This window comes from Lacticaseibacillus rhamnosus (assembly GCF_900636965.1).
Taxonomy (GTDB): domain Bacteria; phylum Bacillota; class Bacilli; order Lactobacillales; family Lactobacillaceae; genus Lacticaseibacillus; species Lacticaseibacillus rhamnosus.
In genome coordinates this window covers 1,324,202-1,338,889 of sequence record NZ_LR134331.1, presented here as the reverse complement: position 1 = coordinate 1,338,889, position 14,688 = coordinate 1,324,202, and the positions used below count along the sequence as shown (strand labels likewise).

12 protein-coding genes are annotated in these 14,688 nt (G+C 48.1%); all 12 read right to left on the bottom strand.

The features are described 5' to 3' along the window. Positions 1-8 precede the first annotated feature (8 nt). Positions 9-1,097, bottom strand: a complete 1,089-nt coding sequence (locus tag EL173_RS06955) for a SepM family pheromone-processing serine protease (protein WP_005689206.1) — start codon at positions 1,095-1,097, stop codon at positions 9-11. Beyond that, positions 1,075-1,578, bottom strand: coding sequence for a pantetheine-phosphate adenylyltransferase (coaD, locus tag EL173_RS06950; protein WP_005685634.1), 504 nt, complete (start codon positions 1,576-1,578; stop codon positions 1,075-1,077). Before coaD ends, EL173_RS06955 begins: the two co-directional genes overlap by 23 nt. Then, positions 1,571-2,137, bottom strand: a complete 567-nt coding sequence (rsmD, locus tag EL173_RS06945) for a 16S rRNA (guanine(966)-N(2))-methyltransferase RsmD (RefSeq protein ID WP_005689205.1) — start codon at positions 2,135-2,137, stop codon at positions 1,571-1,573. The genes coaD and rsmD overlap by 8 nt, the downstream gene beginning before the upstream one ends. Continuing rightward, positions 2,124-2,471 carry a YlbG family protein gene (locus EL173_RS06940; protein ID WP_005685632.1) on the bottom strand — a complete coding sequence of 116 codons (348 nt, stop codon included), beginning with the start codon at positions 2,469-2,471 and terminating at the stop codon, positions 2,124-2,126. The genes rsmD and EL173_RS06940 overlap by 14 nt, the downstream gene beginning before the upstream one ends. Before the next feature lie 17 nt (positions 2,472-2,488). Further along, on the bottom strand, positions 2,489-5,926 hold the full coding sequence (locus EL173_RS06935; protein WP_014571313.1) for a pyruvate carboxylase: 3,438 nt from the start codon (positions 5,924-5,926) through the stop codon (positions 2,489-2,491). After that, positions 5,919-7,088, bottom strand: a complete 1,170-nt coding sequence (locus EL173_RS06930) for an FtsW/RodA/SpoVE family cell cycle protein (protein ID WP_014571312.1) — start codon at positions 7,086-7,088, stop codon at positions 5,919-5,921. The genes EL173_RS06935 and EL173_RS06930 overlap by 8 nt, the downstream gene beginning before the upstream one ends. A gap of 245 nt (positions 7,089-7,333) precedes the next feature. After that, positions 7,334-9,178 carry a translational GTPase TypA gene (gene typA, locus EL173_RS06925; protein WP_005685629.1) on the bottom strand — a complete coding sequence of 615 codons (1,845 nt, stop codon included), beginning with the start codon at positions 9,176-9,178 and terminating at the stop codon, positions 7,334-7,336. Between the two features lie 252 nt (positions 9,179-9,430). Continuing rightward, complete coding sequence (locus EL173_RS06920) at positions 9,431-10,225, bottom strand: inositol monophosphatase family protein (RefSeq protein WP_005685628.1); 795 nt, start codon at positions 10,223-10,225, stop codon at positions 9,431-9,433. Between the two features lie 2 nt (positions 10,226-10,227). Then, positions 10,228-10,509 (bottom strand): UPF0223 family protein, encoded by a 282-nt coding sequence (locus EL173_RS06915; protein ID WP_005685627.1) that lies wholly within the window; start codon positions 10,507-10,509, stop codon positions 10,228-10,230. Beyond that, positions 10,499-11,389: a Rossmann-fold NAD(P)-binding domain-containing protein gene (locus EL173_RS06910; RefSeq protein ID WP_005689193.1), complete on the bottom strand. Its 891-nt coding sequence runs from the start codon at positions 11,387-11,389 to the stop codon at positions 10,499-10,501. The genes EL173_RS06915 and EL173_RS06910 overlap by 11 nt, the downstream gene beginning before the upstream one ends. Positions 11,390-11,632: 243 nt before the next feature. Beyond that, complete coding sequence (gene lpdA, locus EL173_RS06905) at positions 11,633-13,036, bottom strand: dihydrolipoyl dehydrogenase (RefSeq protein WP_005689192.1); 1,404 nt, start codon at positions 13,034-13,036, stop codon at positions 11,633-11,635. Positions 13,037-13,038: 2 nt separating this feature from the next. Next, complete coding sequence (locus EL173_RS06900; RefSeq protein ID WP_015764445.1) at positions 13,039-14,679, bottom strand: dihydrolipoyllysine-residue acetyltransferase; 1,641 nt, start codon at positions 14,677-14,679, stop codon at positions 13,039-13,041. Positions 14,680-14,688 lie beyond the last annotated feature (9 nt).

Here is a 14,688-nt window from a genome sequence, read left to right as displayed (position 1 = left end):
CTAACCACTTACTGGTCAGCTTTGGCATAAGCTTTCATATAACGAATGACGTCACCGAGCGTTTTGACTGGCACGATTTTCATTTTGGTCTTGATTTGCTTTGCGGTCTGGACCGCCTCGGCGTAGTTATTGACATAATTAGGATCGTAATGCTTCAACTTTTTTGTGGCCGGTTGATTCGGGGCAAAGAAAATCTTGGCACCTTTTGCATCTGCGGCAACAACTTTCTTATCAATCCCGCCAATCTGACCGACATGACCATCTGGATCAATCGTACCGGTCCCCGCGATGATTCGACCCCGACGTAAATCCTGGTGGGTGATTTGCGTATAAATCTGCAAAGCAAACATGGTGCCGGCACTAGGACCACCGATGTTTCCCGCATCAATCGTCACTTTAGGATCACTGGTCACCGCCGTATTCTCAGTTAAAGTAATGCCAATACCCGCTCGTTTGGTCTGCGGTAGACGAATTAGTTTAGCGGTTGCCTGCTTCGTTTGGCCCTTATGTTGGTAGGTTAACGTGATATTCGTACCAACTTTTTTTGACTTGATGGCATTGACATACGCATCCGCCGTTTGATAAGACTTACCATTCAATTTTGTGATCGTGTCTCCGAGGGCTAGTTTGCCTTTAAATGGTGATTGTGGCAACACGGACATCACATAGATACCGCGATGCTCGGTTTTGACCGGTTGTTTTGCGGCTTTAAACGCAGCTGCTACCGCGTTATTGGCCGCACTTTTCATATAGTAAGTCTGCAACTGATCGTATTCGGCACTGCTGTCACTACCCATTAAATCCTGCTTGGACACAATCTCGGTATGCGCCTGGGTTTTGCTGAAAAGTAATAACGCAGGGGAAGCCGGACCCACAACACCGACCGTCGTCAGCATGTAGCTTCCCTTGGCTTTATCTTTGGTGCCGGCGACTTTGACAAACGGTTTTAAGGATTCGGCTGAACCGGGTACTTCCAAATAATAATTGGTGGGAAAGAATAAAAACGCGGCGATCAAGACGATGGCAATAATCGCGCCAACTAGCCACCGCCAACGTTTTTTGGACTTCAAATGATTACTTTGCTTGATGAGACTCACCTAGTTTCGCATATAAGGCCTTTTCAACCGGTGCCGGTACGAATCGATGGATGTCGCCCCCAAACGCCGCGACCTCCTTAATAATCGTACTAGACAAGGCATCGTACTGTTTGTCTGCTAGCAAAAAGACGGTTTCGATTTCCTGATCCAAGTCATGATTAACCGTGGCAATATCAGCTTCGTAACCAAAATCGGCAACATTGCGGATGCCGCGGATGATAAACCGTGCGCCAATTGAACGGGCAAATTCAACTGTCAACCGTCTAGGGGCCGCAACTGCCTTAACATTCGCTATATCAGCAGTACTGGCCTCGATCAGCGCGAGTTTTTCATCACTGGAAAACAGCGCGCGTTTACTGGTGTTCGTCATCGCCGCAACAACCACCTCATCAAATAAGCGACTGGCACGTAATACCGTGTCTAAATGGCCATTTGTAAACGGGTCAAAGCTGCCGGGAAATACTGCAATTTTCTTAGTCATGGTCTTCCTCGTTTCGCTCTAAAATAAGCACCTGCGCAACGCCATAGGTCTGACGCCGTATTTTGGTATATCCGGGGATGACCTCAGGATAATCAACATCCAAGCCGGTTTCAACTAACACCCGCCCGCCTGGCACCACTAATTGTTGGCTGACAAACGCAGCTAATTGTGCTAAAACATGCTGCTGGGCATACGGCGGATCCATCAAAATAAGCTCAAACTGCTGGTGATTGGCCGCAAAATGGCTAATCGCTTTCGTCACGGACATTTTCAAAACCGTAAAGCGCTCTGCCTGTTTAGTCAGGGCAACATTGGTGTGAATGGTTTTGATCGCTGCATATTGCCGATCCACCAAAACTGCATCCGTCAACCCCCGTGATACGGCCTCGATGCCAAGCGCTCCGGTGCCAGCATACAAATCCAGTGCATGCCCACCATCAAAATAAGGGCCAAGCATGTTAAACATTGATTCCTTTACCTTATCGGCGGTTGGCCGCGTTTGATTACCCGGTACCGCATTTAAACGTAACCCCCGAAATGTACCGCTAATGACGCGCATGTTGATCACCTTTTGCCTCGCCGGTTAAAAGTCGGGCGTGTCGTTGGGGTTTCGCCTTGGTTTCCAAATCTTCCTCAGTCGGCTTGAATTTGCCAATTTCATCACCGAACTCTGTTTTCAACTCAGGCCGATGTGACGGTTCAACGCGTTTAACGAACCGCAATTTTATAAGCTTGTGACTCGTTGCTGCAATTTCATCCCGATCCAGATATAAATAAACGTATTTTAACCGCCGCGAAACGTACATAATGGTGCCATAACGGCGCAAGGTCTTTAATTGCTTAAGTGAATAGACCCAAACGACTAAACCTTGCCGCTGTTTCATTGCAAACATGTTCTCACCTTCTAAACTCACTGCTTGGCGGCCCCGGGTTGCAGTTTAGCCAACAGTTCCTGACTCTTGATTAATGCACCTGCTTCAACATACAGATGGGTCACTGTTCCGGAAAATGGTGCGTGTACCGTTGTTTCCATTTTCATCGCTTCAATAACAAACAAAGCCTCACCTTTGGCCACATGCTGTCCTTGCTTAATGGCAACCGAAACAATTTTTCCAGCCATCGGCGCACCAATTTGATTCTTATCGGTTGGTTCGGCCAACTGATGCTGCAAGCCAGCACTCTTTTGATGAGCGTCGCGGATCTGAATTTCCTGTTTCTGCCCATCAACGGTAAAGTACAACGTCTTCATTCCGCTGGCGTCCGCTTTGCCAATGGCATTCAGTTGAATAATCAACGTCTTGCCGGCCCGAATTGGGACCGCCACCGTTTCACCTAGGCGCATACCTTGAAAATAGGAAGGTGAATCCAATTTGGTCACCGGCCCGATTTGCTTTTGCTTGCGCGCATAGGCCTTGAAAACATCGGGGTACAAAACGGCACTTAAAATATCTTCGGTACTTGGATCCGGCACACCTGCCGCGATTAAATCCTGTCGTACCGCCTCAAAGTCAACCGGCTTGGCTAATTGTCCGGGACGCACGGTTAACGGCTTTTGTCCTTTTAGAATCTTTTTCTGTAAGGTCTTAGGAAAACCACCGACCGGCTGCCCTAAGTCACCCTTGAAAAAGGCCACGACTGAAGCAGGAAAGTCGTATTGTTCTCCGTGTTCCTTAACGTCTTGCGGGGTCAAATGATTTTGTAACATAAACAATGCCATATCCCCAACGACTTTTGACGAAGGCGTCACCTTGATAATGTCACCAAACAGCGTATTGACTTGCGCATACATGGCTTTAACTGCCTCAAAATCCGTAATGCCCATGCTGTGTGCTTGTTGTTGTAAATTGCTATATTGACCGCCTGGCATCTGGACAGTGTAAATATCGGTTAACGGACCGGTCACCCCATTACTGAAGTCCGCATAATACGGACGAATCGCCTGAAAATATCGATTCAACGATTGCGCCTTTTCGATCGCGACTTCCGGCTGACGTTGATTGCCACTCAACGCGTAATACAGGCTTTCCAGACTCGGCTGACTGGTGGTCCCGGAAAAGCTGCTTTGCGCCACATCCACAATATCCACGCCGGCATTGGTAGCAGCCAGATAAGTTGCAATCCCATTACCGGTTGTATCGTGCGTATGCAAATGGATCGGAACCGTCACCGCATCCTTAAGTGCCGCGATCAATTCAGTCGCAGCTTGTGGCTTGAGCAGTCCCGCCATGTCTTTAATGGCAATCATGTCCGCCCCGGCATCAACTAACTGCTTAGCTAAGTCGACATAGTATGCCAACTGATATTTCGGATGGGCGTCACTTAAAATATCCCCGGTATAACACATGGTCGCTTCGGCAATCTTGCCAGCCTGCTTAACCGTATCAATACTCAAGGTCATCTGCGGCAACCAATTCAAACTATCAAAGATCCGAAAAACATCCACACCGTCATTTGCTGCCTGGTTAATGAAGGCCTTAATAACATTGTCAGGATAATTTTGATAACCGACCGCGTTGCTACCCCGAAAAAGCATTTGTAACAAGGTATGCGGTAAAGCAGCTCGCAACTTCTTCAAGCGCACCCACGGATCCTCATTTAAAAAGCGGTAAGCTACATCAAAAGTCGCACCGCCCCAAACTTCCATTGAGAAAAGATTAGGCAAGCCGTTTCCCATATCCTCGGCGACCGTTAACATATCCCGGGTCCGCATTCGCGTTGCAAACAGACTTTGATGGGCATCGCGGAAAGTCGTATCGGTTAAAAGCAGCGCTGGATGAGCCTTTACCCAATCCGTAACCGCCTGGGCACCTTCATTTTTAAGTAGAGCCACCAAATCCGTCTGCGGTTTAGCAGCAGAAAAATGGCGTGCATATTGCAACTCCGGATAGTACTTTTGACTTTGCCGTTCAACCCCTTTAAAGCCGTTGACGGTTACATCGCTGATATACCAAAGCAACCGGGAAGCAACATCTGGTTTCGCCTGCACTTGCAACAATTCCGGATGCGCATCAATAAAGGCCGTTTCTGCCTCACCGGTCCGGAATGTCTGAGTTGCCAGTAAGTGTTCCAAAAAGGCGACGTTGGTCTTGACGCCGGTAATTTGAAACTCATGTAACGCGCGCTGCATCTTAGCCACGGCAGCAGGAAAACTAGGTGCGTGGACACTTGCCTTAACCAATAACGAATCAAAATATGGACTGACAACGGCACCCGCATAGGCATTACCAACATCAAGCCGGATGCCAAAGCCGCCTGGTGACCGATAAGTATTAATCGTGCCGGTGTCAGGCATGAAGTTATTTTCTGGATCTTCAGTCGTAATGCGACATTGAATAGCCGCCCCATTTTCCCGTAACGCATCTTGCTGCGGTAAGTGCAAGTCCGCAAATAAATCGGCTCCGGCAGCAATGCGCAATTGGGACTGAACAATATCGACCCCGGTAATCAGTTCCGTGATGGTATGTTCCACCTGAACACGTGGGTTGACTTCAATAAAGTAATACTGATCGCCATCGACCAAAAATTCGACGGTGCCAGCATTTTCATAATGCAGACTAGCCATCAAATCAACGGCGCTTTGACAGATACGGTTTCTTAATGCTAACGGCAAAGCCACAGCAGGAGCAATTTCAACAACTTTTTGCTGCCGGCGCTGAACCGAACAATCACGTTCAAAAAGATGCAGCAAATGCCCATGTTCGTCGCCCAGGACTTGTACCTCAACGTGTTTGGCGGACGCAATATATTTTTCAACATACATCCGATCATCGCCAAAACTCGCTTTAGCTTCATTGACCGCATTTTGGTAAACGGCTTCTAATTCGGCTTCGGAATGCACGATCCGCATGCCTTTACCACCGCCGCCGCTTGCCGCTTTTAACATAACCGGGAAGCCGTGCTTAGCCGTAAAATCCTGAATTTCGGTAAAATCACGCGTTGGCTCCGGTGTTCCCGGAATGGTCGTTAAACCAGCCTTGTGGGCAGCTTCCTTAGCCGCTACCTTATCGCCAAACACATCCAATAGTTCCAAGCGCGGTCCAACAAACGTCAGCCCGGCCGCACGTACTTTACGCGCAAAGGTAGCATTTTCCGAAAGCAAACCATAACCGGGATGGATCGTATCCGCCCCGCTTTGCTTAGCGATCCGGATAATGTCATCCATATCCAAATACGCAGCGATCGGCGCCTTACCTACTCCCACCTGATAACTTTCCTGTGCCTTAAAACGATGAATCGACAAAGCATCTTCTTTGGCATAAATGCCCACGGTTTTTAGGCCCAGTTCTTCACAGGCACGGAAAATCCGAATAGCAATTTCGCCCCGATTTGCGACTAAAACTTTATGCATGCGTCTTCTCTACCTTTCGTTGCGTACGTTCGCTGTGATAACTAATATTAAGCATAATCCCCACTGCCATGGATAAGACGATCATACTCGATCCGCCGTAACTAATAAATGGCAATGTCACACCGGTCACGGGGATAACGCCTGCCACTGCACCCACGTTGAAAATGGTTTGCACCAGCATCATCGTCGCAATGCCATAAGCAATCAGCGTGTGATACGTATTTTTAGACCGAACCCCGATTAAGAAAAACCGCATCACTAAGAAAAATAATAAGCTTAAGATGACCACGGTTCCAACCAATCCGAGCTCTTCGGCAATCACTGCCAAAATGAAGTCAGTATATGGCTCCGGCAGATAGCCCAGCTTTTGGCTGCTCATTCCCAAGCCGACTCCGAACCAGCCGCCATGATTGATCGCGTAAAGAGAATTGACCACCTGATTACCCGCAGCATTGGCTTTCTCAAACGGGTGAATTGCCGCTACCAATCGCTGGTAGGCATAGTTATTTTCAAGACCGGCAAAATGGTAATGCGACACAATGTAGTACCCTAAGACGCCGGTTGCAATCAACCCCAACACCCAGAGCAGTCCATAGCGCATGGGAATCCCGCTGGACATCACAACGACCAAGGTAATCAAGAAGAGAATCGCAAATCCGCCAGTGTCCGGCTCAATGAAAACCAAAAACATGATGACGCCGGCCATAAACAGCGGCTGCCACATTTGGTGTAACCGGAAATTTTCTTGCTGGAAACTGTTTTCACGCGATGACAACATATGCGCTAAATAAAAAATCAAAATCATTTTGGCAAACTCGGATGGCTGTAATCGAAAACCGCCAATCGTAATCCAGGCCGATGCCCCATTGACCGCACGACCATGCAGGATCAAATAAACCAACAACACCAGCAAGGTACTCATCAAAATAAAAAGCACCCAGCGATTACGTAAAATCTTGAGTGACATCTTATAAAAGAAGAATACCGTTCCGATGCCAAGAATCACAAAAAGAATCTGCTGAACTAAGTATTTAGTTTCGGCGGCGCCATATTGACGTTGTACCCAATAGGCGCTGGCAGAATAAACCATGACGATTCCAATCGCACACAAAATCAGATACGGCACCAAGATGAAATAATCCATATGGCGTATTTTTTTCATTAGGAAAACGCGGCCTTTCAAGCAATGATTGGATTAATTATAGCATACCGGCTCGTACCGCCAAGCCGCACAGGCAATCGTTATCAGGAAGTTTAGTTTGTCTTAGTCAGAAATACGCACCGTGATTGGTCCTGCCCTTTGCCTGCCATGAAAGCCGCTACCCACGATGGTCAAAAGATGCCGATGCTGAAATATTGGTTTTGGAGATCAAAAAAAACGCCAGAATTTGACGGTTTTCTGAAAAATTATTTAGAAGCAGCAATCTTCTTACGCTTTGCAGCCTTTTGACGTTCGCCGGTGTTTAGAATCTTTTTACGTAGGCGAATGTTTTCAGGGGTTACTTCGCAATATTCATCATCGTTTAAGAACTCGATCGATTCTTCAAGCGTCATCTTCTTTGGCGTCTTGATGGCAGCTGCATGGTCCTTCCCGGCAGCACGGGTGTTCGTCAGGTTCTTACCCTTAGTAACGTTAACAGCAATGTCGTTTTCACGAGAGTTTTGACCGACAATCATGCCTTCGTAAACTTCCGTGCCAGCATTGATGAAGAGTTGGCCGCGATCTTCAACGGATTGCAGACTGTAGGTAGTCGCAGTGCCGGCATTGATAGATACCAACGCGCCTTGAGTACGACCCGGTTCCCAGTTCTTGATCACTGGCGCATACTTTTCAAACGTATGGTTCATGATGCCATAACCGCCTGTAGAAGAAAGGAATTCGGTGGAATAACCGATTAAACCACGGGATGGGGCAAGGAAAGTGAGCCGCGTTTGACCGTTGCCTTCATTTTCCATATTCTGCATTTCGCCTTTGCGTTGGCTCATAGCGTCAATAACCGTACCGGTGTATTGCTCAGGAGTATCGATCTGCACCGTTTCAAACGGTTCCATCGTCACGCCATCAATATCGCGATAGATAACTTCTGGCCGGCCAAGCTGTAATTCAAAGCCTTCACGCCGCATCTCTTCAACCAAGATGGAAAGATGGAGTTCACCACGACCGGATACCATCCAGGCACCGGCTTGATCCGTATCGTCAACACGCAACGAGACATCGGTTTGCAGCTGTGCCTTCAACCGTTCCTCTAGTTTCCGCGCCGTTACGTTCTTACCTTCACGACCGGCAAAAGGGCTGTCATTAGCCACAAACATCATCTGCAAAGTCGGTTCGTCAATCCGTAAAATCGGCAAAGCCTCTGGCGTATCGGCAGCGGTCACGGTTTCGCCGACAAAGATATCATCCATCCCTGAAACGGCAATCAAGTCACCGGCTTTAGCAGAATTGATTTCGGTCCGCGTTAATCCGAAGAAACCAAAGAGCTTGGTAACCCGGAAGTTCTTTTGTGACCCGTCAAGTTTCATAACCGTTACATTGTCACCGATCTTGATCTTGCCCCGGAAAATCCGGCCAATCCCGATCCGGCCAACATAATCGTTGTAATCCAACATGGCCACCTGAAACTGCAATGGTTCGTCACTGTTATCGATTGGCGCTGGAATCGTCTTGATGATGGTCTCAAAAAGCGGATTCATCGTGTGCTTTTGGGTTGATAAGTCGGAATCCATACTGGAAGTCCCGTTAACCGCTGAAGCATAGACTACTGGAAATTCCAATTGCGCATCATCGGCACCCAATTCAATGAACAATTCGAGCACTTCATCGACCACTTCTTCAGGACGCGCACCGGGACGGTCAACTTTATTGATAACCACAATTGGTGTTAAATGTTGTTCAAGCGCCTTCTTCAAAACAAAGCGAGTTTGTGGCATTGGGCCTTCGAATGCATCGACAACGAGCAAAACGCCGTCAACCATCTTCATAACCCGTTCTACTTCACCACCAAAGTCAGCATGCCCCGGGGTATCGAGGATGTTGATGGTGGTGTCGCCGTATTTCACCGCCGTATTTTTACTAAGGATGGTAATACCGCGTTCCTTTTCAATGGCGTTGGTATCCATCGCCCGGTCTTGTAATTGAATGTGTTGATCAAGTGTATCCGATTGTTTAAGCATCTCGTTAACCAAAGTTGTCTTACCATGGTCAACGTGGGCAATGATCGCAATGTTGCGAATATCGTCACGTGTTTTCACGTTTATACTTCCTTTCTGCTGGCACTACTGGCCGCTTACCGCATTAAAAAAGTGCCAGCAACTGACACAGTTATACGATTTTGAATTATAACACATTCTACCCAATCTGTGTGAGTTTTCTGAAAAGTGAAGTGATTCACGCGAATGATTTGATGGAATTTTCTTTGAAATCCGTGCATCTAGGCCATACATTCAAAAAACTGACGGGAATCGTCTCCGCCAGTTTTTGAGGTTGCTCGTTAATGAGCGGCGTTAATGCGCCTGTTCACTTTTACCGGCCATCATGGCTAGAATCGTTTGATGTGCTTGCGGGGTCGCTGCCACGACAACGCCTGGCTGACTTAAGTTGATTGCCGAACCGTCTTCCCGACTAAACTCGACGCCCAAGCCTTGCGTAATCGCCATGCCTGCTGCAACATCCCAAGGCTGCAGATAGGAAACATAGCCGACTTGCCTTCCTAAGGCGACTTCAATAAATTCCATCCCGGCACTACCACTCATCCGCGCACCGGAACTAGCTAAGGCCACATCACCTAAATGCAAGCGATTCTTGATAGCCATGGGCCCTGCCACTCCCAACAAACCGTCCTTCAGTGGCAGATCCGGTAATGGCTTCAACTGACGTCCGGCAAACGTGACTGGTAGATTCGGACCGCCACTCAACACTTCATTGCGCATCACATCCATAATAGCCCCGACAATCGGTTGCCCGTCACGATAGACACCGATCATCACCGCAAAATGTGCCTGCTGTTTAACAAAATTCATGGTGCCATCAATTGGATCGACAAAAAAGACCAACCCATTAAGATCCGTATCATCATGGCCGTGACCTTCCTCGCCAATGATTCGCGCCGTTGGAAAATCGGTCTTGATATGTTCAATCAAAAATTGCTGATTGGCTTTATCGACATTGGTGACTAGGTCATTGCGATTGCTTTTTTGGGCAACATCAAGTGGCTGTGCCATTGCTGTCAAAATGCGTTTCCGGCTGGCAGCAAACCAACCGATCAATGTCTCACGTATCTTTTCTGGATCTTGTGTCATGTTTAACTCACCCTCACCCTAATCTTTTGACTCACACCTTGGCGTGCCATTTGTACGACCGTGTACATCGAGTAACCAGAGAGTGTTTCAAATTCACGCCCCAGTTGACGCTCGGTTCCTTTATCCGGTACGACCTGCTTGAAACCCTTATAGGCAGCAAGTAGGTTATCCCGATCAACCCCATGCTCATAAGCATCCTCGACCAACGCATAAAAGGTGGTCACTTTAATCTTTTCTGCCGTGGTCCAATCGAGATCTAAGGGATAATGATAGTTAGCTTTCATTCTTATTTGCTCCTTGTTCGATCGCTTCAATCTGGGTCTGGGCTGCTTGAATCGCTTGGCTTAAGGCAGCTTCTTCATCATCGGAACCTGCCACCATCGCCAACGTCACCACCCCGCGTTCATCCAATAAAACCGGCGAACTGCTAATCTGTCCTGTACCATCATCGGCATCGCGTAAGTGGGTAAAAGTGCCTATCACCCCATCACCGGCAAAAGCAGCTAGGATCGGTTCAACCAACTTGCCAAGCATCACGGTCAACGTACTGGCTAAGAAAGTCTGAACCGCCTTCACAGCCTCGGAAAAAATTGTCTGGTCATCCAGTAGGCGCAACACCGGCGTGGCGCCTACATAGGCTCGGCTCCAAACCAGAACCGGCGTCTGACTGGTTCCGACCACATAGGCAGTCACTTGAGCGGCGGGAACCGCCAACCGCTCTGCTAGAAATTGTTCAAATTGCCAGGTTGCACCAAAAGTACCTAAACCGACAACCTGACGCTTATTCAAGCCGGAAAATCGTTGAGCGAAATAGGTGAAAAGCTCGTCATGGGTCATGGCAACGATAATCCGCCCCTTAAACCCTGCTGCCATTGCCGAATTTAGCACTTTCCGAATGGCCGTAATATTAGTGGCTACAAACCCCTCATCTGCTGGCGTCCCTGTGTCAGTCAGAATCAAAACATCGGCTGCCTTTAGAACTTTGGGCGTCACCTTCACAAATGTATTGTGACAAATTTGACTCAAGGCCGTCAACCCGGCTACGTCAACCAATGTTTCATCAGGTTCATAACAGCCGACTTGCAAATCAAGCAATGACATAATCAGCATTTGTAAAAGCCCTTGTGTCCCCGTGCTGGCACCATGTACCACGACTCTTTGCATGAAAACCCTTCCTCTCAGCTGCGTTATCTACATTTTAGCGGAAGCGCAATCTTAAGACAAAATTAAACAGGGTTATTTTTGCAATTGTTAACTAACTGAAATATTAGTCCTTTTTCATGAAGTCCTTACACTCGCACTTTCGGCTTTTGACTTTGTGCTTTCCCATCAAAAAAGTGGGCACAGACAATCAGTTGTCGATACCCACCTTAACAGTGCATCATGTTGGCAATATGAATCTACTTGCTAGATATTAATTGGCAACCCTAATGCAACTTCAGCATCATCCATAATGGTTTCACTTAAGGTCGGATGTGGATGGATGGTCAACGCCAAATCTTCAGCGTTGAGTCCACCTTCAACGGCGACCGTCAATTCTGAGATCAAATCACTGGCACCGGCGCCAGCAACTTGACCACCGATGACGGTTCCGTTTTCATCCGTAACCAGACGAACGAAGCCCTCGGTTTGCGCCAAACTTAAAGCACGGCCATTCGCCGCAAATGGAAACTTGCTTGCTTTAGCTTTGATGCCTTTATCCTTTGCCTCAGCAAGCGTCATGCCGGTTGTGGCCAGTTCCGGATCCGTGAAACAAACCGCCGGCATTGCTTTATAGTCAACCGCGCTTGCCTTGCCACTGATCGCCTCTGCCGCTATCTTACCTTCATAACTTGCTTTATGCGCTAATGCAGCACCAGGAACAATGTCACCGATTGCATAAATATTAGGCTTATTGGTTCGTCCTTGCGCATCGACTTTGATCAAGCCGCGATCCGTTGTTTCAATGCCAACAATGTCTAAGCCCAAATCATCGGTATTTGGCCGCCGCCCGACTGTGACCATCACATAATCTGCGGCAATGGTTTGTTCTTTACCGTCCGCTGTATAGGTTACCTTGACGCCATTGCCGGTATCTTCGGCTTCCTTCGCCATCGCGTTGGTAATCACTGTAACGCCGCGCTTTTTAAAGGAGTTCAAGACGAGTTGAACCATATCCTTTTCAAAGTTTGGCAAAATTGAGCTGGTGCCTTCAAGAATTGTGACATGTGCGCCTAGGTTAGCATAGGCGCTCGCCAGTTCGGATCCGATGTAGCCACCGCCAATCACCACGAATTCTTTTGGTACTTCCGGTAAGTTTAGGCCACCGGTTGAATCCAAAATCCGTTTGCCAAATTTGAAGCCTTTGATTTCAATTGGCCGGCTTCCGGTTGCAATGATCAAATTCTTGAAGGTGTATGTCTGAGCCGAGTCTTTTTGCATAACCCGCAGACTATGATCATCTTTCAAGAAAGCCGTCCCCATAATGGTTTCGATTTTGTGCTTTTTTAAAAGCATCGCAACACCGCTGGTTAACGTGTGTACAACCTTGTTTTGCTTCCAATCCTGGGTTTTTTTGAAATCAAGATCCGCACCCTTGGCATTAATACCAAACGTGCTTGCTTCCAAGGCATCTTGATAACGGTGACCGGCATTGATCAAAGCTTTTGATGGAATACAGCCAACATTCAAACAAACCCCGCCAATGAAGGTATTCTCGATAACAGTTACCTTTTGACCCATTTCGGCTGCTCGGATCGCAGCTACGTAACCACCTGGGCCAGAGCCAATCACAACGGTGTCCAAATCGATTGCAAAATCGCCTACAACCATGCTTATCCCTCCATCAACAGCAGATCAGGGTCTGCTAACAATTTATCCATGAGATTCAATGCGGTTTGCGCCAAAGCACCATCAATCAAGCGATGATCATAACTCAAGCTCAACTTCAACAGGTTACCGACAACAATTTCATTATCAGCGTTGACATATGGCTCTTTAGCAATTTTACCGACACCAAGGATGGCAACTTCCGGCTGATTGATCACCGGTGTGAACCAGCCACCACCAATTGAACCAACGTTACTAATGGTCATGGAACCGCCGCGCATCTCATCTGGCTTCAACTTGCTGTCATATGCCTTTTGTGCATTGTCACTGATTTCCTTGGCAATTTCGAACATGCTCTTGGCATCAGCATTCTTGATGACCGGCACGTATAACCCATGATCCGTGTTCGTGGCAATCCCGATATTAAAGTAATGTTTGTAAACAATCTCATCGGTGGTGTCGTCAATTGACGCATTAAATTCTGGATATTCACGCAATACCGTGACCAAAGCTTTAACGATGTATGGCAAGAACGTTAATTTAATGCCTTTATCAGCCGCGTACTGCTTGTACTTCTTCCGATGCGCCATTAACTTGGACACTTCAACCTCGTCAAAGCTCGTGACATGCGGGCTTCGTTGTTTCGAAGCTAACATTGCCTTGGCAATTGCCTTGCGCGTTGGCGTCATCTTCTCGCGAGTCTCCAGCTCGGCTTCACTGCCGGTTGAAACGTAAGGCGCGACTGGCTGCGGTTTTGGCGCTGCCGGTGTTGCTGCTGGAGCTGGTTGCGCTGCTTTAGGCGCGGAGGTTGCTGCTGGCTGCGCAGGTGCTGCAGCTGGTGCCCCTGCTTTAAAGGCATCGATATCGGCTTTGGTAATGCGCCCATGCTTCCCAGTTGCTGGCACTTGTGAAATATCAATGCCTTGTTCGCGTGCATATTGGCGAACAGACGGCATCGCCAGAATTTCCCGATTTGGATCGGTGATGGCCGGTACTGATCCGGCAGCAGCTGGTGCCGCGGCCGAGGCAGCCGTATCCGTATTGGCTTGGGGCGCTGCAGCGGTACCCGATGCAACCGGCGTATCATTATGCCCCGGTGCGTCAATATCAACCAGCGCTTCGCCAACAGTTGCGGTTTCGCCTTCTGGTACTAAAATTTTAACAACGGTTCCGGCAACTGGTGATGGAATCTCTTCAACGCTTTTATCGCTTTGAACCTCAAGCAGTGTATCGTCTTCTTTGATCTGGTCACCGGGTTTAACCGCCCACTTGACAATTTCACCTTCCGCCAGACCTTCACCAAGTTCTGGCAATTTAAATTGATAGACCGACTTAGCAACTGGCGCATTGCCTGCTGAAGCATCGGTTGCCGCGGCAGGTGCGGCTGCAGGTTGTGCGGCCGGACCGGAGCCATCATCAATTTCAACCAGTAAATCACCGACTGAAGCGGTTTCACCTTCTGGTACTAAAATCTTCAAAATTTTTCCTGAAACCGGTGAAGGAATTTCCTCGACACTTTTATCACTTTGAACTTCAAGCAGGGTGTCATCCTCCTTGATGTCATCGCCTGGCTTCACGTCCCACTTGACGATCTCGCCTTCTGCCAAACCTTCGCCAAGTTCTGGCAGTTTGAATTCAAAAGCCATGTTGGCACC